This is a genomic window from Acidimicrobiales bacterium (assembly GCA_035316325.1).
GTDB lineage: Bacteria > Actinomycetota > Acidimicrobiia > Acidimicrobiales > VFJN01 > DASXTK01.
Window position 1 is genome coordinate 45,568 of record DATHJB010000040.1, and the last position, 21,809, is coordinate 67,376.

General features: G+C 72.1%; 17 protein-coding genes. 14 read left to right on the top strand and 3 right to left on the bottom strand.

Features of this window, described 5'->3' with window-relative positions; all coding sequences use genetic code 11:
- Positions 1-62 precede the first annotated feature (62 nt).
- From VK611_05805 to VK611_05860, 12 genes are all read left to right on the top strand, one after another.
- Positions 63-560 (top strand): hypothetical protein, encoded by a 498-nt coding sequence (locus VK611_05805; GenBank protein HMG40822.1) that lies wholly within the window; start codon positions 63-65, stop codon positions 558-560.
- Positions 557-4,396, top strand: a complete 3,840-nt coding sequence (locus VK611_05810) for an ATP-binding cassette domain-containing protein (protein ID HMG40823.1) — start codon at positions 557-559, stop codon at positions 4,394-4,396. Before VK611_05805 ends, VK611_05810 begins: the two co-directional genes overlap by 4 nt.
- 32 nt (positions 4,397-4,428) lie before the next feature.
- Positions 4,429-7,902 carry an ABC transporter ATP-binding protein gene (locus VK611_05815; protein ID HMG40824.1) on the top strand — a complete coding sequence of 1,158 codons (3,474 nt, stop codon included), beginning with the start codon at positions 4,429-4,431 and terminating at the stop codon, positions 7,900-7,902.
- A 40-nt stretch (positions 7,903-7,942) separates the two neighbouring features.
- On the top strand, positions 7,943-8,410 hold the full coding sequence (locus tag VK611_05820; GenBank protein ID HMG40825.1) for a MarR family transcriptional regulator: 468 nt from the start codon (positions 7,943-7,945) through the stop codon (positions 8,408-8,410).
- 31 nt (positions 8,411-8,441) lie between these two features.
- On the top strand, positions 8,442-10,787 hold the full coding sequence (locus tag VK611_05825; protein ID HMG40826.1) for a CoA transferase: 2,346 nt from the start codon (positions 8,442-8,444) through the stop codon (positions 10,785-10,787).
- Positions 10,788-10,813: 26 nt separating this feature from the next.
- Positions 10,814-11,893, top strand: a complete 1,080-nt coding sequence (locus VK611_05830; protein ID HMG40827.1) for an amidohydrolase family protein — start codon at positions 10,814-10,816, stop codon at positions 11,891-11,893.
- A complete protein-coding gene (locus VK611_05835) occupies positions 11,890-12,315 on the top strand; it encodes an OB-fold domain-containing protein (protein ID HMG40828.1) in 426 nt (141 codons plus the stop codon). The genes VK611_05830 and VK611_05835 overlap by 4 nt, the downstream gene beginning before the upstream one ends.
- A complete protein-coding gene (locus tag VK611_05840; protein HMG40829.1) occupies positions 12,315-13,421 on the top strand; it encodes a hypothetical protein in 1,107 nt (368 codons plus the stop codon). Before VK611_05835 ends, VK611_05840 begins: the two co-directional genes overlap by 1 nt.
- 14 nt (positions 13,422-13,435) lie before the next feature.
- Complete coding sequence (locus VK611_05845) at positions 13,436-14,422, top strand: LLM class flavin-dependent oxidoreductase (protein ID HMG40830.1); 987 nt, start codon at positions 13,436-13,438, stop codon at positions 14,420-14,422.
- Positions 14,419-15,246, top strand: coding sequence for a VOC family protein (locus tag VK611_05850; GenBank protein HMG40831.1), 828 nt, complete (start codon positions 14,419-14,421; stop codon positions 15,244-15,246). Before VK611_05845 ends, VK611_05850 begins: the two co-directional genes overlap by 4 nt.
- Before the next feature lie 10 nt (positions 15,247-15,256).
- Positions 15,257-16,477 (top strand): cytochrome P450, encoded by a 1,221-nt coding sequence (locus VK611_05855; protein ID HMG40832.1) that lies wholly within the window; start codon positions 15,257-15,259, stop codon positions 16,475-16,477.
- 100 nt (positions 16,478-16,577) lie between these two features.
- Positions 16,578-17,789 carry a family 43 glycosylhydrolase gene (locus tag VK611_05860; GenBank protein ID HMG40833.1) on the top strand — a complete coding sequence of 404 codons (1,212 nt, stop codon included), beginning with the start codon at positions 16,578-16,580 and terminating at the stop codon, positions 17,787-17,789.
- A gap of 64 nt (positions 17,790-17,853) precedes the next feature.
- Here the strand turns inward: VK611_05860 and VK611_05865 are convergent, their stop codons facing one another.
- Positions 17,854-18,585, bottom strand: a complete 732-nt coding sequence (locus VK611_05865) for a DUF4352 domain-containing protein (GenBank protein ID HMG40834.1) — start codon at positions 18,583-18,585, stop codon at positions 17,854-17,856.
- A gap of 163 nt (positions 18,586-18,748) precedes the next feature.
- Complete coding sequence (locus VK611_05870) at positions 18,749-19,201, bottom strand: hypothetical protein (GenBank protein HMG40835.1); 453 nt, start codon at positions 19,199-19,201, stop codon at positions 18,749-18,751.
- 133 nt (positions 19,202-19,334) lie between these two features.
- On the opposite strand from VK611_05870, the gene VK611_05875 reads away from it, so the two are divergent.
- Together VK611_05875 and VK611_05880 are read left to right on the top strand one after the other, a co-directional pair.
- On the top strand, positions 19,335-20,324 hold the full coding sequence (locus VK611_05875) for a helix-turn-helix domain-containing protein (protein ID HMG40836.1): 990 nt from the start codon (positions 19,335-19,337) through the stop codon (positions 20,322-20,324).
- On the top strand, positions 20,321-20,866 hold the full coding sequence (locus tag VK611_05880) for a dihydrofolate reductase family protein (GenBank protein ID HMG40837.1): 546 nt from the start codon (positions 20,321-20,323) through the stop codon (positions 20,864-20,866). The genes VK611_05875 and VK611_05880 overlap by 4 nt, the downstream gene beginning before the upstream one ends.
- Positions 20,867-20,984: 118 nt before the next feature.
- Here VK611_05880 and VK611_05885 read toward each other — a convergent pair whose 3' ends face one another.
- Positions 20,985-21,596 (bottom strand): transglycosylase family protein, encoded by a 612-nt coding sequence (locus VK611_05885; GenBank protein HMG40838.1) that lies wholly within the window; start codon positions 21,594-21,596, stop codon positions 20,985-20,987.
- Positions 21,597-21,809: the final 213 nt, after the last annotated feature.

Here is a 21,809-nt window from a genome sequence, read left to right on the forward strand (position 1 = left end):
AATTGTCGACGCCGTGACCGTTGGATCGTGGATCGGCGAGGGTGACAGGGGAGGGGGGACACGTGGTCGTTGGCCACCGACGAGGGTCGGCGCTCGCCGTCGTTGCGGGCGTCGTCGCCATGGGCTCGGGCGTCGTCGCCGTGGGGTGCGGCATGCCGCAGCCCGACACCGCCGCGTGCGAGGTGCCGCCCACGAGCGTGGTGGGCGCGATCAGCACACGGCTGCACGCCGACGGTGGGCTTCGCAACGCCCGCCAGGTGACCGATCGCGGTGACCGCGTCACGTTCGTCAGCGCCGAGCTGCACCTGCGCGAAGACGACGCCGACACGCAGGGCGACGTGCTCACCTGGGTGGTGCGGGACGGCGAGACGATCGAGGCCGTCGACGAGCACGCGCGGCGCGAGTCGTCGTGGGCGCGCTCGGGCTACCACGTCGGGCGGGCCGCGGCCATCGAGTCGCGGGGGTGCGCGGACCTCCTCCGCGGCGACGACGGCTCGAGCGACTGCGACCGGACCGATGGTGGCGTCGCCCCTCTCTGTGCGCTGGGAGACGACGGGTGACCGCCTTGACGCTCGACCCGGCGTGGGGCGGGCGAGCGCGGCGTGCCGCCGGAACCGTCCTGGTGGTCGGGGCGCTCTACGGCGCCCTCCAGCTCGTCTGGCCGACACCGGTCGGCGTCGCCCTCAAGGGGATGGTCCTCGGATCCCTCACCGGCCTCATCGCCTTCGGCCTGGCGTTGGTCTACCGCTCGAACCGGATCGTGAACTTCGCGCAGGCCGATCTCGGCGTCGTCCCGGCGAGCCTGTTCGTGAGCCTCGTCAACCAGTGGCGCTGGTCGTACTGGGCGGCGCTGCCGGTCGCCCTGGTGACCGGACCGGCCCTCGGGTTCGCCGTCGAACGGTTCGTCATCCGGCGGTTCAGCACGGCGCCGCGCCTCATCGTCGTCGTCGTCACCGTCGGCGTCGCCCAGATCCTCGTCGCCCTCGGCCTGGCGATCCCGTTCTGGATGGGGTCGATCCTCCCGGACACCCGCATCGCACCGCCGTTCGGCTGGACCCTCGAGCTGCCACCGGTCGTGTTCGACGCGAACGACCTGCTCGCCGTGACCGCGAGCGTCGTGGCGATCGTCGGCCTGTTCGGGTTCCTCCGGTACACGAACATCGGCATCGCCATCCGTGCCAGTGCCGAGGACCGTGACCGGGCGTCGCTGCTGGGGATCAACGTCGGCCTGACCCAGAACGTCGCCTGGGTGGTCGCCGCGCTGTTGTCGGCCGTCGCGGTGACCCTGCGCGCCGGTCTGGTGGGCGTACCCCTCGGCTCGGCGTTCGGGCCGTCGATCCTGGTGAGGGCGCTGGCGGCGGCCGTTCTCGCTCGCATGGAGCGGTTCGGGACGATGTTCGTCGCCGCGGGCATGCTCGGTGTGGTCGAGACGGCGATCCTGTGGAACACCGGGTCGTCGACGCTCGTCGATCCCGTCCTCTTCGTGATCGTGCTCGTGGGGCTGCTCGTGCAGCGCCGCGGGCGCGAGTCGCGGGTCGAGGACCAAGCCGCGTCGTCGTGGCAGGACGCGGCCGACGCGCGCCCGGTGCCCGCCGCGCTGGCTCGCCTGCCGGAGGTGCGGTTCGTGCGGTGGGCCGGCGTCGCCGGCGTCGTGGCCCTCCTCGTCGTCCTGCCGTCGACCATGGGTGCGGCGAAGGTGAACCTCGCCGCAGCCGTGGCCATCTACGCCATGATCGCGGTGTCCCTCGTGCTGCTGACCGGGTGGTCGGGCGAGATCAGCCTCGGCCACATGGCCTTCGTCGCCGTCGGCGCGGCCGCGACCTCGATCGTGAACGTCCACCGAGGCTGGGACCTGTCGATCTCGCTGCTGCTGTCCGGGCTCGTCGGCGCCGTCGCGTCGGTCGTCATCGGCCTCCCGGCCCTGCGGATCCGCGGGCTGTTCCTCGCGATGGCGACGCTGGCGTTCGCGGTGACGACGTCGTCCTACCTGCTCGACCGGGACCGCTTCGAGGTCCTGCCGGACAACATCGTCGAACAGGTGGAGCGGCTGCCGCTGTTCGGGCGGTTCGACATCGGCGACGAGACGACCTTCTACTACGTCTGCCTCGTCGTGCTCGGCCTCATGCTCCTGTCGGTCCGCGGCCTGCAGCGGTCGCGCATCGCCCGCGTCCTCGTGGCCGCCCGCGAGAACGGCCGCACCGCCCAGGCGTTCGGCGTCGACATCGGCCGGGCGAAGCTGACGGCCTTCGCGCTGTCGGGCTTCTACGCCTCGCTCGCCGGCGGGCTCCTCGCCTACCACCAACGTGCTCTCGGCGAGCAGATCTTCGCTCCGGCCGAGAGCATCCGCGTCCTGACGATGGTCGTGGTCGGCGGCCTCGGGTCGGTGCCCGGGGCCCTGCTCGGAGCGGTGTTCCTGAAGAGCACCGAGTGGTTCAACACCGTCGTCCCGGAGCAGTTCCGCACGGTGTTCACGTTCGCCGGCAGCGGCATCGGACTCCTGGGCGTCCTCATGTTCCTCCCCGGCGGCCTCGGGGGTGGCCTGCTCCGATGGCGCGATGCCTACCTGCGTCGGGTGGCGCGCCGGCGGGGCCTCGCCATCCGGGCACTGACCCACGACCCGACCGAGCCGGCGGGCCCGACGACCACGGACCGGGCGGTCAGGCGCCGCGACGCGGTCGCGGCCTGGCGGCCACCGCCGTCGCGGGCGCCACGCCACGTGCGGCGGTTCCTGCGCCGTGCGGCCCCCGAGCTCGACTACTTCAGCTTCCCCGAGCTGGCGCTCGGCGGACGGCAGCCCAACCTGCTCAGCCTCCGCTCGGTCGACGTCGCCTACGGACAGGTCCAGGTCCTGTTCGGCGTCAACCTCGAAGTGGCGGAGGGCGAGACGATCGCGCTGCTCGGGACCAACGGCGCCGGCAAGTCGACGGTGCTCCGGGCGCTGTCGGGGCTCGTCAGCCCGACGCGGGGCTCGATCAGCTGGGAGGGCACCGACATCGCCGGCTACCCACCGCACCGCGTCGCGGCCCTCGGGCTCGCCCACGTTCCCGGCGGGCGCGGCATCTTCCCGACCTTGACGGTGAGCGAGCACCTGCGGCTCGCCGGCTGGCTCGACCGGCACGACCGTGCCGGTGTCGGGGAGCGCCGGGCCGAGGTGCTCGGGCTCTTCCCCGGCCTGGCCCAGCGGCTCGACGACCAGGCGGCCGCCCTCTCCGGCGGCCAGCAGCAGATGCTCGCGCTGGCGATGGCGTTCATGGCCCGGCCGCGGGTCCTGGTCATCGACGAGCTGTCGCTCGGGCTCGCACCGGTCGTCGTCGCCGAGCTGCTCGACGTGGTGCGGGACCTCCAACGGCGAGGGACGACGATCCTCCTGGTCGAGCAGTCGGTGAACCTGGCCCTCACGGTGGCCCACACCGCCTACTTCATGGAGAAGGGGGAGGTCCGCTTCCGGGGCCCGACCCACGAGCTGCTCGAACGGCCAGACATCCTGCGGTCGGTGTTCCTCGAGGGTGCGGTGGCGCCGGTCCCGGGTGCCTCGTCGCGGGCCGAGAGGCGGCGGCCCGCGACGACCGGGGTGGCCCCACTCGAGGTGCGCCACCTCGTCAAGCGGTTCGACGGCCTGCGGGCCATCGACGACGTCAGCCTCCAGGTGGGCGAGGGGGAGATCCTCGGGATCGTCGGGCCGAACGGTGCCGGGAAGACCACCCTGTTCGACCTCGTCTCCGGGTTCCTGGCACCGGACGAGGGGGCGATCGTGCTCGACGGGCGCGACGTGACCACGTTGCGCGCCGACCGTCGTGCCCGGCTCGGCCTCGCACGATCGTTCCAGGACGCCCGGCTGTTCGGGGCGCTGACGGTCCGCCAGGTGGTGACCACGGCACTCGACGGCCACCGCGGCACACGCGGTGCCGTGGCGGCGGCCCTCGACTGGCCCGGCCTACGGGCCGCCGACCGGCGTGCCGCAGCCCGAGTCGACGAGCTGCTCGAGCTGATGGGCCTCGCCGGCTATGCCGACTCGCTCATCGGGGAGCTGTCCACCGGCACGAGGCGGGTCGTCGACCTGGCGTGCCAGGCCGGCCTGGCGCCGAAGGTGCTGCTCCTCGACGAGCCGTCCTCCGGCATCGCCCAGCGGGAGGCCGAGGCCCTGGGGCCTGTGCTCCTGCGCATACGGGAGCTCACCGGGGCGAGCATCCTGCTCATCGAGCACGACATGCCGCTCGTCAGCGGCGTCGCCGACCGCCTGCTCGCCCTCGACCTCGGGCGGGTGGTGGTCGACGGCGACGCCGACGTCGTGCTGAACGACGAGCAGGTGGTGGCGTCCTACCTCGGATCGACCCGGGCCGTCGTCGCACGGTCGGGCCGCGCCGCCGGCGCGATCGGGGAGGTCGTCGGGCAATGAGGGCCCGTGGCTGGGTGGTTGCGGCGCGGTCCGTGCATCGCAACGCCCGGACGTCGCTGTTCTGGGCGCTGCTCAGCCGACAGCGGCGCAACGTGAAGCTCGTCGTCGCCCTCACGCTCGTCGTCGCGGTCGCGGGCATCATGGTCGCCAACCTCACGCGGGGCATGGTCGACCGCGGCATCGTCGACCAGGCGGTCCCGCTGTGGCCCTTCGTGCGGCGGGCCGTCCCGTGGGTGCTCGTCGGCGTCGCTGCCAGCATCGCGTCGGGCCTCATGCTCCAGCGGGTCGCTTACACGGTGGAGCTCGACATGCGCGTGTGGCTGTACACGCGCATCCAGACGGCCGAGCTGCGCAGGCTCGACGCCGTCGCCGGTGGCCAGCTGGTCACCCGCACGCTGACCGATCTCCAGCTCCTGCAGTCGGTTCTGGGGGTGCTTCCGCTCCTCGGCGCCCTGCTACCGGTGCTGGGGGCGCTGCTGGTGTTCATCACCATCCTGAGCCCGCCGATGGGCCTGCTCGGCATGGTCGTGCTCCCGGTCGACCTGTGGCTCATCGCCCGCTTCAAGGACCGGCTGCGGCAACTCAGCTGGGCCGACCTGAACCAGCGCGCGGAGGTCATGACCGCCATCGACGAGCCGGTGCGCGGCATCCGGGTGGTCCGCGCCTTCGGCCGGGAGGATCACGAGCGGCGCCGGCTGCACGCCGTGGCCGACCGCGCCTACCAGTTCGCGCTGGCGCGGGTGCGCCTTCTCGCCCGGTACGACATCGTCATCCGGGGCTTCCCCTACCTGATGCAGGGCGTGATCCTCCTCGCCGGTGCCCGCCTCGTCGCGGACGGCAGGCTCACGCTCGGTACGTTCCTCCTCGCGTTCCAGGCGGGCACCATCGTCATCCAGGTGGCGGCGCCGCTCGGCGACGTCGTGAGCGCGTGGCAGTACGTCCGCAGTGCCCAGGACCGCCTGACGGAGATGCTCGCCCTGGGCAACGAGCCCCTGGCGGGCGGGCGATCGCTGCCCGGCCCTTCGCTCGGCCTCGGCCTCGACGGCGTGTCCGTCGAGCTCGGCGAGCGCGTCGTCCTCGACCAGCTCGACCTCGATGTCGCCCCGGGTGAGCTCGTCATGGTCGTCGGCGGGCCCGGGTCGGGGAAGTCGACGCTGGTCGCCGTCGCCGCGGGCCTGCTCGCCCCGACACGTGGCCGGGCGCTGCTCGAGGCCGTGCCGATGGACGAGCTCGACCCGGTGGAGCTGCGCCGGAGCGTCCGAGTCGTGACCGAGGAGCCCCTCCTCTTCGCGCTCTCGCTGCGGGACAACCTGACGATGGGAGCGGCGCCCGACGTCACGGACCACGACATCCTCGCCGCGCTCGAGGCGGCCGGGGCCGAGGATGTCCCGGCGTCGCTCACCGGCGGCCTCGACGGTGCCGTCGGTGACCGCGGCCTCACCCTGTCGGGCGGCCAGCGCCAGCGCGTGGCGATGGCCCGGGCGCTGCTGGCGCGGCCGCGCCTGCTCGTCCTCGACGACGCCCTGTCGGCCGTCAACCCGTCGCTCGAGATCGACGTCCTGCGCCGGGTGCGACGGTTCGCGCCCGACCTCGCGATCCTGCTCGTCACCCGGCGCGACGGCGCCAGGGCCGTGGCCGACGAGGTCCGCCGGCTGGCGAGCGGCGGGTCGCTGCACCACCTGCCGGGCGCCGCGGCCCCGCTCGCCGAGGTCCCGGCCCCGGTCGCCGAGCTGACGGGCGTCGGCCTGCACGACGTCGCTCCGTCGCTGCCCGAGGACGTCGTCGCCGACGAGAGGGAGCCGACGCTGCGCGCCGTGCTCCGGCGGTTCCGGGCGGTCGCCGCGCTCGCGTTCGTGGCGGTGCTGGCCCAGGCCCTCGCCGTGAGCTCGCCGGACATCCTGTTCGGCCGGGTCGTCGACCTCGTGGAGGAGAGCGAGGCAGCGGCGTACCGGTGGGCGTACGTGATGATGGCCATGGGTGCCGTGATCGGCGTGACCGGGTACGTCTTCCGTGTCTCCGCCGAGCGCTTCAACCAGGGCGTCATCCACCTGCTGCGCCGGAGGGTGTTCCACCGCCTCACCCGCCTCGGCATCGACTTCTACGACCGGGAGCAACCCGGTGAGGTGGCGGCCCGGGTGGTGAACGACCTCGACACGCTGCTCGTGTTCTTCCAGGGCCCGGGCTTCATCCTGGTGTCCAACATCGCCCGCGTCCTCGTGGCGATGGGCGCCATCCTCGTGATCGCACCCGCCACCGCGCCGGTCGTGATCGGCGGGGTGGTCGTCATCGTCGGTCTGACCGCGATCCAGCTCCCGTTGGCCATGCAGGCCAACGGTTGGGCCCGCGACGAGCTCGGTGTCGTGACGGCCAAGTTCGAGGAGGACTTCACGGCCCGGCACGAGATCCGTCACCTCGGGGCACTGGGCCTCCAGCTGCGGCGCTTCGTGCACGCGTGCTGGGAGCGCCGCCGCGCCCGCTGGTGGGTGGCGGTCGTGGCCAGTGCGTACACCTCCGTGATCGACGCGACCGGTCAGGTCCTGTCCCTGCTCGTGCTGTGGCGGGCGGGTGAGGAGGTGTTCGCCGGACGGTTGTCCACGGGTTCGGCGCTCACGGTCCAGCTCCTCGCCGTCGGCGGGACACTTCCGCTCGGCACGATCGGCGGTCTGTACGCGCGGCTGCTCGAGGTCCGGGTCTCGTGGGACCGCGTGCGGGAGCCGTTCCGCGTGCGGGTCCTGCCCGTCGTCGCCGAGGGTGCGCCCCCGTGCCCGGCGATCGTGGGCCCGGTCGCCTTCGACCACGTCGACTTCGCCTACCCGCACGCGGGTCGGCAGGTCCTCGCCGACGTCTCCTTCACGATGCCGGCCGGTGGGGTAACGGCGCTCGTCGGCGTGACGGGTGCCGGGAAGTCCAGTGTCGCCAAGCTGCTGTCACGGACCTACGACCCGGACGTCGGGCGGGTCGTCGTCTCCGGCCGCGACCTCCGCGACGTCGACCTCGCCGGCTACCGCAGCCGGATCGGCATCGTGCCCCAGGACGCGTTCCTGTTCCGCGGCACGGTCGCGTCGAACATCGCCTACGGCCGCCCCGACGCCAGCCGTGAGGACGTCGAGGCGTCGGCCGTCGCCGTAGGCGCCCACGAGCTGCTCGTCGCCGGCCCGGACGGCTACGACCACACGGTGGAGGAGGAGGGGCGGAACCTCACCCACGCCCAGCGGCAGCTCATCGCGCTGGCCCGTGCCTGGCTGGCTCGGCCCGAGTTGCTCGTCCTGGACGAGGCGACGTCGTCGCTCGACGGCGACGTCGAGGGACGGGTCCTGGTTGCCGTCGCCTCCCTGGGGGTCACCACGTTGATGGTGACGCACCGGCACGAGGTGGCGGCGCGCGCCGACCACATCGTGGTGCTCGAGGGTGGGCGGGTCGCCACCAGGGGCGGGGCCGCCGAGGTTGCCGGTGAGCCCGCCTTCCGACGACTCTGGGCAGCGGACGATCTGCTCGCCAGCGGGTGAGGTGCTCGTTCGGTGCGTCGGGATCAGTAGCGTCCGTGTGATGCCGCGCCGCGCTGGTCCGACCGTGGAATCGGCGATCGCCGGCTTGGCGCGCTCGTTCGAGGTCGTCCTGGAGACCCAGGGGCTGACGATCCAGAAGTACCGCACGCTCGCCTACCTGGCCGTCGAGCCGACCACGACGTCGGAGCTGGCGTACCGGCTCACCGTCCGCCCGCCGGTGGTGACCCGCCTCGTCGACGGCCTGGCGGAGCGCGGGCTCGTGGAGCGGCAGGTCGACGAGCGCGACCGGCGGCGTACCACCCTGGCCGTCACCCGGGCCGGCCGGCGCGCCCTGGCCGAGGCCAACGCGGCCATCCGGGAGCCCCTGGACCGCGTCGCCGCGCAGCTGCCCGAGCACGAGCGCGCGATCGCCGAGGAGGGCCTCATCCTGTGGAGCAAGGCCATGTTCCGGTACTGGCGGCTGACCCACCCAGGCGCACTTGACGCGGCGACTCCCTCGCAGGAATGATTAGCCAACGCTAACGAATTCAGGGGGAGAGATGGCCGGTGCCTTCGAGGGCTTGCGCGTACTCGAGCTGACCTGGGGGATCGCCGGCCCGATGGCGGGGATGATGCTGGCCGATCACGGTGCGGTCGTGACCCGCATCGAGCCGCCGGAGGATCCGTTCGCCGAGCACCCCGGGCACCGGGTGTGGAACCGGGGGAAGCGCAGCGCCGTCATCGACCTGCACGATCCCGCCGGGCGGGAGGCCTTCCTCGCCCTCGCGGCTCGGGTCGACGTCGTGCTCGATTCGTTCCGTCCGGGTGTGACCGAGCGCCTCGGCATCGGGCATGACGCGCTCTCCGCCCGCAACCCCCGTCTCGTCACCTGCTCCGTCACCGCCTACGGCGAGGGCAACGAGCACAGCGACCGGCCCGGCTACGAGGCGCTGGTCGCGGCGAGGACCGGGTCACAGTGGGCGCAGCGCGGCGGCATCATGTCGACCGGCGATCTCGGGTTGCCCGAGGTGGAGATCCCCGAGGGCGCGGAGCAGGCGGCGCGCCCCGACGGACCGATCTTCAGTGCCTCGCCGTGGATGAGCCTCAACGGCTTCTACCACGCCACCCTGGCCATCGCGGCGGCCCTCGTCGCCCGGGAGCGCACGGGCGTCGGCCAGCACATCGAGACATCGCTGCTGTCGCGCGCGGCGTTCGCTCCGACGAGCGGACGGAGCGGTGGCGCCGTCGGCGGCACCTGGATGAACCTGCGGGGCGCGCCCCGGGGGCTCTTCGAGTGCCAGGACGGCCGGTGGGTGCACCAGTGGCCGATCAAGCCGCTGTCGGTCATCCAGGCGGCTGAGCACGATCGGCTCGAGGCGGCACCGGCACCGGAGTACGAGCACCGCCGCGTCGACCCGGCCCGCATCGGCATGGAGCCCGAGAACATCGTCGTCCTGTTCCACTACCTGCCCCTGATGCAGGCCGCGTTCAAGAGGTTCCCGGCCGAGGCCTGGCGCCGGTGGGCCGAGCGGGTGAAGGAGGGCGTGCAGATCGTCCGGTCACCGGAGGAGGCCCTGTCCGACCCTCTGCTGCTCGAGGACGGGAGCATCGTCGAGGTGCCGGACCACGAGCTCGGCCGCATCCGGCACCTCGGCGTGATCACGGAGCTGAGCGCGTCGCCCGGTCGTGTGCGGGGCCCCGCGCCCCGGCGGGGCGAGCACACCGACGTGGTCCTCGACGAGGCGGCGGCGTCGACGCCGACGCCGGCCGTGACATCACGGGCCGCCGCGCCGAGGTCGGCGGGCCCGCTGGATGGGGTCCGAGTCCTCGACATCGGCCTTGCCCTGGCCGGGCCCTACGGCTCGTCGTTGCTCGCCGACCTCGGCGCCGACGTGATGAAGGTCATGGCGCCGTGGGACGGGCCCTGGATGGACACCGGCATCGGCCAGATGGCCAACCGGGGCAAGCGCGGTGTGCTCCTCCACCTCGGCAAGCCGCAGGGGCTGGCCGCCTTCCACAAGCTGGTCGAGACGGCCGACGTCGTGACCCACAACATGCGGTGGGGCGTCGCCGAGCGGCTCGGCGTCGGCTACGACGACCTCCGCGCGCTCAACCCCTCGATCGTCTACTGCGCCAGCCGGGGGTTCGACCGCGACCGGTCCGCCCGCAACATCCCCGGCACCGACCAGTCGGGATCGGCTCTGGCCGGCCAGGAGTGGGAGGACGGCGGCTGCTCGCGGGGCGGCCGGCCGTTCTTCGGCACGTCGATGGGCGATCTCGGCAACGGCTTCCTCGTGGCGATCGGGATCCTCCAGGCGCTCTACCACCGCGAGCGCACCGGCGAGGGCCAGGAGGTCGGCTGCTCGATCCTCGGCGCCTGCCTGGCCACGTCGTCGGGGACGTACGCCTTCCCCGACGGCTCGGGCCCCGACCGTCCCCGGCTCGACGCCATGCAGCTCGGGCTCGACGCGCTGTACCGCCTGTACGAGACGGAGGAGGGCTGGATCTGCCTCGCCGCCGTGACCCAGGACCACTGGCGGCGCCTCTGCGACGCGATCGGCCGGGTCGACCTCGTCGCCGACGCCCGGTTCACCGACGCCGCCGCTCGCGGGGCCAACGACGACGAGCTCGCCAGGTTGCTCGAGGCGACGTTCGCCGGCCGCCGCGCCGAGGACTGGTTCGCCGCCCTCGACGGCGCTGGGGTCCCGGTCGAGATCTCGGCTCCTGGCCTCGTCACCGCCCCGGCCGACACGCCGTTCGTGGCCTTCTCGGCCACACCGGCCAGCGTGCCCGGAGAGGCTCCCACGCTCGGCGAGCACACCGGCGAGATCCTCGCCGAGCTGGACCTTCCCGAGGACGTCGTCGCCGCCGTCCACGACGAGTGCGCAGACCGCGCTCGGGCCTGAACCCACGACCGGAACGAAGAGAGACCATGGAACAGCGACTCATCTCCGCCGACTCGCACGTGCGCATCACCGAGGACTGGGTGAAGGAGCGGCTGCCGTCGAGCGCCCTCGAGTCCTACGAGGCGGCGGTCAGGACGCTCGACGACTTCGAGCTCGAGCAGCGCGGCGGACACCGCCAGAGCCTCGAGGACTTCGGCGACCTCGCACCGGGCGCCACGGATCCCGGCTACTGGGACCCCCACGCCCGACTCGCGGCCATGGACCGCGACGGCGTGTACGCCGAGGTGCTCTACTCCGAGCTCAGCGCCTTCCGTCAGTTCCACCACGCCGGTGAGCACTGGAAGGAGGTGGCGCGCGCGTTCAACGACGCCCTCACCGACTTCGTCGCGGTCGAACCCGACCGCCTCGTCGCGAGCTACCAGCTCCCGATCATCGACATCGACCACGCCGTGGACGAGGTGCGCCGCCTCGCCGACCTCGGCGCCCGTTCGGTGCAGCTGCCCAACTACCCGACCGAGCTCGGCTTCCCGCCCTACCACGAGCCCACCTACGACCCCCTGTGGGCGGCGCTGTCGGAGACCAGCCTCACGATCAGCCAGCACCTGGGTCTGAAGAACACCCTCTTCGACGTCTACCGCTCCGACCCGACTCCCTACAAGAGCATCTTCACCTCGCTGCCGGGGCTGATGATCGTCGAGAACCTGTCGTTCTGGCTCATGACCGGCCTGCTCGAGCGGTTCCCGAAGCTGCGGGTCGTGTTCGTGGAGCCCGCCTTCCACATCTTCGTGATGTGGCTCCGCATGCTCGACGCGCAGTGGCGCCGCGGCCGGGAGCACATGTTCCCCGGCGTCACGAAGCCGCCGTCCGAGACCTTCCGCGCCCAGATGTACCTGACCTTCATCGGTGGCGACGCCGCGAGCCTCGCCCAGCGCCACGACGTCGGCGTGGAGAACATCATGTGGTCGACGGACTTCCCCCACCCGGCCTCGACCTGGCCGAACTCGAGCACGGTGGTCGAGGAGCTCTTCGCCGACATCCCCCCCGACGAGCGGCAGCTGATCGTCGCCGGCAACGCCGCCCGGGTCTACGGGCTGTCGGCTGCATGACGACCGCCGGCACCACACCACGGCGCCCCACGCCGGTGCTCACCGCCGACAACGCCTTCTACTGGGAGGGCGCGGGGCAGGGCCGGCTGCTCATCCAGGCGTGTGGCGCGTGTGGCGAGCTGTGCCATCCGCCGTCGCCGCTGTGCCCGGTGTGCCACAGCGCCGACCGCGTGGCACGGGAGATGTCCGGTCGCGGTCGGGTGGCGAGCTTCGTCATCGTGCACCACCCGCCGAGCCCGTGGTTCGAGCTACCGATAGCCGTGGCCACCATCGAGCTGGAGGAGGGGCCGGAGGTGACGTCCAACGTCTGCGAGGTCCCTGTCGAGGAGATCGACCTCGGCATGGAGGTCGACGTGTTCTTCGCGCCCACCGACGACGACGGCGTCGGCGTGCCGCTGTTCCGACCGGCGGGGCCCCGTTGATGCGCGGCGTCGCCGCGGTCGCCGGCATCGGGCAGACGGAGTTCTCGAAGGACTCCGGTCGCAGCGAGCTGCAGCTGGCGGCGGAGGCCAGCCTCGCCGCGCTGGCCGATGCCGGGCTCACCGTCGACGACGTCGACGGCATGGTCACGTTCACCATCGACCCGACCGACGACGTCGAGCTCATGCGGGTGCTGGGCGTGCGCGACCTCTCCTACACCGTTCGTCTCCCGCACGGCGGCGGCGGCTCGGGCGCCACCACCTTCGCCGCCGCCATGGCGGTGGCGACCGGAGCCGCGGACAACGTGCTGATCTACCGGGCGCTCAACGCCCGGTCGGGCCGGCGCTTCGGCGGCGCCCGCGACCCGCGGTCCTCGCCGGCGACGGGCACGGGGTGGAGCTTCGCGAACTGGGCGGCGCCCTACGGGGCCCTGAGCCCGGCCGCGGTCCTCTCGCTGCAGCTGCTGCCGTTCATGCGGGCCCACGGCCTCACCAACGAAGACTTCGGCCGCTACGTCGTCGGCATCCGGGACTTCGCCGCCACCAACCCCGACTCGTGGTTCCACCGCCAGCCCGTCACGCTCGCCGACCACCAGGCGTCGCGATGGATCGTCGAGCCCATCCTGCGGTTGTTCGACTGCTGCCAGGAGAGCGACGGCGGCGTGGCGCTCGTGGTCACCAGCGTCGAGCGGGCCCGGGACCTCCGCCAGCCGCCCGCCGTCGTGCTCGGAGCGGTGCAGGGTGCCGGCCAGGGCGGTGACAGCACCGGTCGCGTCTACGCCATGGCCGGCGTCGGTCCCGAGGACATCGACGCGGCGATGATCTACGACGCCTTCTCACCCCACGTGTTCCGGGGTCTCGAGTCGCTCGGGTTCTGTGGGCCGGGGGAGGCGAAGGACTACGTTGCCAGCGGCAGCATCGCCCGCGGCGGGGCCATGCCGGTCAACACGAACGGCGGCCTCATCGGAGAGGCGTACATCCACGGGATGAACCTGCTCACCGAGGCCGTCCGGCAGGTCCGGGGGACCGCGGTCAACCAGGTGGAAGGTGCCACCCACGTGCTCATGTCGTCCGGCGTCAACACCTGCATCCTCGGTCGAGACGGCTGACAGGAGGAGGAGCCTTGTACGCCCTGCGCTTCGACCTGCGCACCCCGGACCACTCCCGCGCGGCGGCGTCGTACGCGGCGGCGCTCGACATGGCCGCCTGGGGAGAGCGCAACGGCTGCGTCGCCGTCACCGTCTCCGAGCACCACGGCTCGGCGGACGGCTACCTCCCGTCACCGCTGCTCGTCGCCGCCGCCATCGCGGCGCGGACGAGCTCGCTGCGGATCCGTGTCGCCGCGCTGCTCCTGCCGCTCCACGACCCGGTCCGCGTCGCCGAGGACATCGCGGTGCTCGACCGGATCAGCGGCGGCCGGGTCTCGTACGTGATGGGCCTCGGGTATCGCCGCGAGGAGTACGACCTCTACGGCGTTCCGTGGGAAGGCAGAGGCGAGCGCTTCGAGGAGCACCTCGGCGTGCTGCTCACGGCACTGCGTGACGGCGCCGTCGACGTCGCCGGGAGGCGCGGCGACGTCACTCCGCCCGTCGATGATGCGACGCGGCTGGTGGCGTGCGGCGGCCGGACGAAGAGGGCGGCCCGGCGGGCGGCGCGCCTCGGGCTCGACTTCGTGGCCCAGACCCACGACGTGTCGCTCGAGGAGGCGTACCGATCGGCTGCCGCCGAGCACGGTGTCGAGCCCGGCACCGTCGTGCTGCCCAGCGGCGACACGCCGTACGCCCTGTTCGTCGCCGACGACGTCGACCGCGCCTGGGCGGAGCTCGGGCCCCACCTCCTGCACGACGCCACGACGTACGCGTCGTGGAACCCGGGCGATCGGACGCTGTCGTTGTCGCCGGCCTCGACGGTCGACGAGCTCCGCGACGCCGGAGGCTCGCACCGGATCGTCGACGTCGCCGGCGCCGTCGAGCTGCTCCGTCGCGACGGCTACCTGGCCCTGCACCCGCTGTGTGGCGGCATCCCACCCGACGTGGCCTGGCCGTACGTCGAACGGGTCGCCACCGAGGTGCTTCCCGCCGTGGCGGAGAGATCGGAGGAAGCGATATGAGGGTCAGGCGTCTGAACCGCGTCGAGCTGCTGCTGCCCGGCGAGGACATCCCCGCTGCCGCGAGGGCATTCAACGACCTCCTCGGCGGGCACCTTCCGCCTCCCGAGGAGGTGCCGGGCCAGCAGGTCGTGACCACGGCCGACTATGCGCTCGGCATCGAGCTCTACGGCCCGAGCAGCCCCGCCAGCCCACGGAGCTCGTCGTTCGACGACAAGCCGCGGCGCGGCGCCGTCGGCCCCCTGGTCTGGGAGGTCGACGACCTCGACGCCGCCAAGGCGGAGGTCGTGGCGAAGGGACATCGGATCCGGTTCGAGTTCGGTGCGCCGGGCGTCCGCCAGCTGCACCTCGACGCCGACCAGCTCTTCGGCTACGGCGTGACGTTCACGGAACGTCGCAGCGAGGGAGTGGGCGAGGCCCCGACCCACGTGCGCCGCTTCCAGCGGGTCGAGCTGCTGGTCGCGGGCAGCGACATCGACGCGGCCCGCGACGCCTTCAACGACGTCCTGGGCGCCGACATCCCGCCGGTCCAACGGCTCGACGACGTGGACGTCCTCACGACGTGGGACCTCGCCGTCGGCATCGAGCTCTTCGGCCCGGCCAGCCCGACCAGTCGCGTCCAGCCGCACGTCGAGCGGAAGGGCCGTGGCGCCATCGGGCCGCTCGTGTGGGAGGTCGACGACCTCGACGCCGCGACGGCCCGGGCGGTGGAGGCGGGGTACCGGGTGCAGTACGAGTTCGGTGAGCCCGGCCACCGCCAGGTTCACTTCGACGACGCGCAGCTGTTCGGCTACGGCGTCACGTTCACAGAGCGACACGCCGGATGAGGGGAGCAGGATGACCCGATCGAGCTCGACCGATTCGCATGTGTACTGGGATCCCTACGACGAGGCGCTCGACGACGACCCGTATCCGGTGTGGAAGCGCATGCGCGACGAGGCCCCGGTGTACCGCAACGACACGCTCGACTTCTGGGCGCTGAGCCGGTTCGACGACATCGAGGTGGCCCACAAGGACACCGCCACGTTCAGCTCGGCCCGGGGCACGGTGCTGGAGCGGATGGGCCCCGAATCCGAGGGCTCGGGGATGATGATCTTCGTCGACCCGCCCGACCACACGGAGCTCCGGGCGCTGGTGTCGAGGGCGTTCACACCTCGCCGGGTGAGCGCCATCGAGGACCGTGTGCGCGCGATCTGCGCCGAGCTGCTCGACCCCCACGTCCGCGGCACCGGGTTCGACTACGTCCAGGACTTCGCCACCCAGCTGCCCTCGCGGGTGATCTCCTCGCTCGTGGGCCTGCCGCCCGAGGACCAGGAGCCGACACGCCGGCTCGTCGACGGCATGTTCCACATCGAGCCCGGCGTCGGAATGGTCAACGACACGAGCGCGACGGCGGCGCTCGAGCTGATCGTGTACCTCGGCGATCTCGTCACCAGGCGGGCCGCCGACCCCCAGGACGATCTGGTCAGCGCGCTGGTCCAGGCCGAGGTGACCGACGAGGACGGCACCCGTCGCCGGCTCACGCCGGACGAGTGCACGAGCTTCACCCTGCTGCTCTACACCGCGGGCACCGAGACGGTGGCCAAGCTGCTCGGCAACGCGGCCGTCGTGCTCGCCGGCCACCCCGACCAACGCGCCGACCTCGTGAGGGAGGCCGAGGCGATCCCGAACGCGGTCGAGGAGCTGCTGAGGTTCGAGCCGCCCTCGCCGGTGAACGGCCGCTGGACCGCACGTGACGTCGAGCTCCACGGTGTCGTGATCCCGAAGGGTTCCAAGGTGCTGTTGCTCACCGGCAGCGCGGGGCGCGACGAGCGTGCCTTCGCCGACCCCGACCGGTTCGACATCCGCCGGTCGATGCGCCACCACCTGACGTTCGGCTACGGGATCCACTTCTGCATCGGCGCCGCCCTCGCCCGCCTCGAGGGCCGCATCGCCCTCGAGGAGACGTTGCGCCGGTTCCCGGAGTGGGCCGTCGACCCCGCCGGCGTCGAACGCGTCCACACCAGCACCGTGCGCGGCTACCGCCGCGTGCCGATCCGCCTCCCCATCAGCCCGTGATCGCCCGGCCTCGAGGAGTCTGAACGTCGACCACCCGGGGTAGGGAAGCCGGTTGACTACGTGAGCGCTGCGTCATACCGGGGACAGGGGGGAGGCGGGCGTGAGGAACGACCGTGGATCGGTGTCGCTCGTCGCCGTGACGATGATGGCGATGGTGTTGGTGTTGGCGGCGGCCGTCTCGTCGGTGCCCGCTGCGGCGTCGGCGGCCAACCCCGGCGTGCCGGGTCAGGCGCAACCTCCGCCGCCCGACCCCTACGCGGGCTATCCCGATCGCACGGTCACACCGGATCCGGATCGGGCGCTGCCCCCGAGTGGCCCGAGCCCCCTGGCGTCGGTACCGACCCGGGCCGTGGTCGCCGATCCCGACACGATCGCGCCGGTCACGGGAGACGGCGCCGGCGACGGCTACGTCACCTACGGGACGACCGTGGTGGGCTTCGGTCCCTGCGGTGAGGAGAGCGTGTGGGCCCGGTGGTTCGTGCCGTTCGTCGTCAGCGGCAGCGGTGACGCGATCGGGCTCGACCTGGCCTGCATCACCGGCGATGCGATGCCGGCCGGTCCGGGTGCATGGGCCGAGCCGGAAGGCGCTGTATGGGCACCGTCGGTCGTGCACCACGGCGGCCGGTACGTCATGTACTACACGGCGTCGAAGCGAGGGTCGGGCCAGAAGTGCATCGGCAAGGCGGGATCGGCCTCACCGCTCGGCCCGTTCGCCGACGAGGGCGAGGTCGTCTGCCCCGGCAACGGTCGGTGGGCGTTCGACCCGGACGCCTTCGTGCACGCCGGCGACCTGTACATGGTCTACCGGGACGACGCCATCACCACCGGTGCGGACTCGGGCATCTCGGTGGTGCGCATGGACGGCTCCGGGGCGGCCGACCTGTCGACGCGGCGTGACGTCCTGCGGAGCACCGACATCACGTGGGAGGAGGCCGGTTCGTCGTTCCACACCATCGAGAACCCCACGATGATGGACGTTGGCGGCGCCTTCCACGTCTTCTTCTCGGGCAACGACTGGGACTCGGCGCGGTACTCGACCGGCATCGCCGTCTGCTCGGGCCCGTTGCCGACCTCGCCGTGCTCGCCGTACGCCTCGACGTCCCGGCCCTACTTCGGTCACACCGGCCCGGAGGGCATCGATCCCATCCAGGGGCTACCGGGCAACGAGAGAGGTCCCGGCGGGATGGCCCTGTTCCGCAGCCGGTCCGGCGAGGCCCGCGTCGTCTGGCACTTCCTCGTGGGAACCACCATCGTGCGACGCGGCATGGCCGGCACGCTGGCCTACGACGGCAACGTCTGGACCGTGAGCTGACAACGGCTGAACCCCGAGCGGCCCGGCCGTGGCCAGGGGCGCCCGGGGTCGTCTGCCGGGTCGCCTACAGCTGGAAGACGCTGCCGTTGGCGGTCAGGTTGCCCTTGATCCGGATCCGGAGATCAGTGGCATCAGGTGGGACGGCGAACACGACCCAGCCCCGCCGTGCCTCGCCCGGTGCCACAGTGATGGCGTCGAGCTGTGGCAGGTCGAGACCCGCGAGTGCGATCGACCACGGCCGGTCGAGCTGGTCCAGCAGCTCGGTGCCGACGAGCGTGGAGATCCCTGTCGGCTCATCGCTCGTGTTGGTCACGGTCGCCTCGACCGCCACGAACCGCTGACCGTCAGGAGGCGTGTCGAACTCGTTGCTCGACACGTACGGGTCCTGCTTGCCGTGGACGGTCACGTCGAACTCGCCGGTGTGGGCGGTCTCGCCGATCGCATAGACCTCGGGGCCGTCATCCGAGTCCGCGGTGGTGGCCGGCGGGGAGGTGTCACCAGGCTGCCCGTTCGACTCGGTCGCGCCGGCGACCGCCTCGGTACGGTCGGCGGTGTCGTCGTCGTCATCGTCACCGCCACCGGCGATGGCCCCGATGATCCCGCCGACCGCGATCAAGCCGACGAGCACAACCGCCGTGATCAGCATCGCCTTGCCGCAGCCGCCACCCTTCGCCCTCGGTGGTGGCTGGGGTGGTCCCTGTGGATAGGCCGGCGGAGGTCCGTAGCCCTGCTGGGCGTAGGGCGCCCCGGGCGAGGGCGCGTCAGGTGGCACCCGATTCGGGTCGTGGTCGGTCATTGGGACTCCGCCTTCCTCATGCACCCGCCTGATGCACTCGCCGTTGTAGCCCTCCTCACCCAGGGCGTCAATGGCTGCACTCAGAGCAGCCGACATGGCGAGCAGGGCGGCATGGGCGGTTCAGCGTCGCCGATCCTCCGACGTCGTGGTCAGGGGGTGACGCTCACGAGCAGTGGTAGTCGTCCGCCAGGAGGCTCATCGAGCCGATGCGCCCGCCGTCGTCGTAGACGTCGACGGACCACGTGCGATCGTCGGGCGCGACGAACTCGACGCCGTGCTCGGCAGCCACCTGTTCCAGGGATGCGTCGTCCTCGCGGGAGTCCGCCAGGAGCGCCGACATGGTCCTCTCGCAGCGCTTCTCGGCCGCCTCCTCCCTCCACTGCGCGCGTCCGACGAGCAGCATCGCGATGCCGCCGCCGACGCACAGGACGGCCACGATCGCCGATCGGAACGAGTTCCAACGATGGAACAGGTAGGACTCCTCGGCGGCGACGGGATCGTCGTACTTCCACCCCTCCGACAGCCGCCAGCCCCACCGGGGCCTGACCGCGAAGACCACCGAGAGAGCCGCGAGTCCAAAGGCCCCCAACGCCCACCCCAGGTACGCACCCGCCATGACCGTCCGAGGCTAGAGCGATCGACCCGGCAGCGTCCGTCGCGCCGGGCGCCGGGACGGGGCGGCGTCAAGGCGGCGGGAATGGGCAAGAACGGTCGGGTGGGTTCGCCGGTCGGCGGATCAGACTCGAGGGGTGGCCGAGACCCGCCGAGACCGATTGCGTGAGCTCCTGGACGTCGTCCTCGCCGGTGCCGTGGGCCCCGAGGCCGGAGCGGCCGGCGGAGCGGGTGACGGCCGCCGCCGGCTGGGGGACATGGCCGGTGGGGCGTTCAGCTCGCCGTTCCACTTCAACCGGCGGTTGTCGCAAGCGACGGGGGAGCCGCCGGTGGCGATGCGGCGCCGGGTCCTGCTGGAGCGGGCGGCGTGGCAGGTCGCCCAGGGGACGTCGGTGACCGATGCTGCGTGGGCGGCGGGTTACGAGTCGGTCGAGGGGTTCAGCCGGGCGTTCTCGGCGGCCTTCGGGCGTTCGCCGTCGACGCCACCAGGGTCGGGGGAGCGCAGCTGGCTGCCGGCACCCAACGGCATCCACTTCCACCCGCCGACCTCGTTGTGGTTCCGAGCCGAGGAGAAGCCGATGAACCCGCTCACCGAGCAGCTGGCCCTGCACGACCTCGACGACACGCGGGCGCTGCTGGAGATCGCCAAGGGCCTGGCCGACGACGAGTACCGGGCGGTCCGCCTGCCGGGCCTGACCGTTCTGTCGTGGGACGGCCCCGAGGAGTCGATCGCGGCGGTGCTGGAGCACCAGGTGCTCACCAAGGAGGTGTGGCTGGCCGCGATCGAGGGCCTCACCATGCCGCCGTCGGGCGGGAGCCCCGGCGTCGGGGAGCTGATCGAACGCCACGAGGGGGTGGCGGCGCGGTGGCTGGCGACGGTCCGCCGCCTGGAGCGGGACGGCGCCTGGGACGACGTGCTGATCGACGCCCTGTGCGACCCGCCCGAGAGCTTCGCGATGCGCGACGTGGTCGCCCACGTGGTCACCTACGCCGCCCACCGCCGCCAGCTGGCGCGCCGGATGCTGGCGCTGGCCGGCCAGGATGTGGACGACGGCGACCCGATCACGTGGAGCCGCGCCCGCATCGAGTCCGAGACCGACGACGACACCAAGGAGGACCCGGCATGACCCGGACCATCTACTACACCGCGAGCAGCCTGGACGGCTTCATCGCCGACGAGAAGGCGACCCTGGAGTGGCTGTTCCGCCAGGACCAGGACACGGCGGGCCCGCTCAACTACGACGACTTCTTCGCCGGGATCGGCGCGGCCGTCATGGGCTCGACCACCTACGAGTGGGTCGTCGACCACGAGCAGGGCAAGTGGGTCTACGACATCCCGGCCTGGGTGATGACCAGCCGCGACCTGCCGAAGGTCCAGGGCGACGTCCGGTTCGTCGCCGGCGAGGTCCGCCCCGTGCACGCCGCCATGACCGACGCCGCCGGCGGCAAGGACCTGTGGGTGATCGGGGGCGGCGACCTGGCCGGCCAGTTCGCCGACGCCGGCCTGCTCGACGAGCTGATCGTCTACTTCGCCCCCGTCACCCTCGGCGCCGGCGCACCCCTCCTGCCCCGCCAGCTCGACCTGCACCTCGAGGAGCTGGCCCAGAACCGCGCCTTCGCCTGCGCCCGCTACTCGATCGCCCCGAAGAGCCCACCCACCGGCCCCTGACCCGGCGGGTGGTCATGTTTGTCCACGGAGCACCCGAAGGTCCCGATCGACGCCTGCCGGAGACGCGACGAGGGCGGCGCCAGTGCGCCGCCCTCGTCGGAGTTCAGGTGATGACTGGCTAGGGCACCGCCCAGTGCGAAGCGCCTGCGCCGTTGGCCCACACTTCGCAAGCCCTGGCGTCCTGCACGGCGGGCGGGGCGTCGGAGGCGTGCTGGTAGCCGCCGTAGCCGTTCCACGTGCCGTCCAGGAACTGGTACTTGCCCGAGGCCGTGCTGGTCGGGTTCTCGGCGCCGTAGTCGCCGCCGCTCTCCCGCTGCACGATGTAGTCGGGGACGCAACTGCCGCCGCCGCCGCTGTAGACCGGCTGCTGCTCGGGCGCCTGGTAGGTCGATGTCTGCTGCGAGGACTGGTTCGCAGAGGACGACTCCGACACCTCGCTCCTCTCGACCACGACCGGCTGGTGCGGGACGTTGGCGAACCAGACGTCGATGTTGTGCCGATCCTGGGCGGACACCTGTCCCCGGATCTCCTGCCCGTTGATCAGGGTGTCGCAGTCGGGGATGCGACCCTCGGCGACGTTGACGACGCACACGTAGCGCCACGAGTCGGGGTACAGGCCCGACAGCGTGTCGCCGCTGTGCGCCGTGTCGGCACTGGCCATGCTGGCACCGCCACCGATGATGGTCGTTGCTACTGCCGTGGCGGCAGCGATCGCTTTCAGCTTCTGCATTGGATTGCTCCTTTGCGTTCGAGCGCGCGCCAAACAACCCGAGAAGGTCGATGGAAGAGCAAGGGGTTCCCCAGTTGCCCGCCGGAGGCCCAGCCGCGCGCCGTTTCCTGTGGCTGTCTGAAACGAGTCTGTCGTCTATGTCATCGAACCGCAACACAACTGAGCGTGACGTCTGTCGCTGTGTGTGGTTTTTCGTGTCGGATGCGCAGGGCC

Bases quoted from the DNA above. Each gene is read 5' to 3' on its own strand.
- VK611_05820 (HMG40825.1), top strand. From the start codon at position 7,943: ATGCCGCGCCGCGCTGGTCCGACCGTGGAATCGGCGATCGCCGGCTTG.
- VK611_05825 (HMG40826.1), top strand. From the start codon at position 8,442: ATGGCCGGTGCCTTCGAGGGCTTGCGCGTACTCGAGCTGACCTGGGGG.
- VK611_05830 (HMG40827.1), top strand. From the start codon at position 10,814: ATGGAACAGCGACTCATCTCCGCCGACTCGCACGTGCGCATCACCGAG.
- VK611_05835 (HMG40828.1), top strand. From the start codon at position 11,890: ATGACGACCGCCGGCACCACACCACGGCGCCCCACGCCGGTGCTCACC.
- VK611_05840 (HMG40829.1), top strand. From the start codon at position 12,315: ATGCGCGGCGTCGCCGCGGTCGCCGGCATCGGGCAGACGGAGTTCTCG.
- VK611_05850 (HMG40831.1), top strand. From the start codon at position 14,419: ATGAGGGTCAGGCGTCTGAACCGCGTCGAGCTGCTGCTGCCCGGCGAG.
- VK611_05855 (HMG40832.1), top strand. From the start codon at position 15,257: ATGACCCGATCGAGCTCGACCGATTCGCATGTGTACTGGGATCCCTAC.
- VK611_05865 (HMG40834.1), bottom strand. From the start codon at position 18,585: ATGACCGACCACGACCCGAATCGGGTGCCACCTGACGCGCCCTCGCCC.
- VK611_05870 (HMG40835.1), bottom strand. From the start codon at position 19,201: ATGGCGGGTGCGTACCTGGGGTGGGCGTTGGGGGCCTTTGGACTCGCG.
- VK611_05880 (HMG40837.1), top strand. From the start codon at position 20,321: ATGACCCGGACCATCTACTACACCGCGAGCAGCCTGGACGGCTTCATC.
- VK611_05885 (HMG40838.1), bottom strand. From the start codon at position 21,596: ATGCAGAAGCTGAAAGCGATCGCTGCCGCCACGGCAGTAGCAACGACC.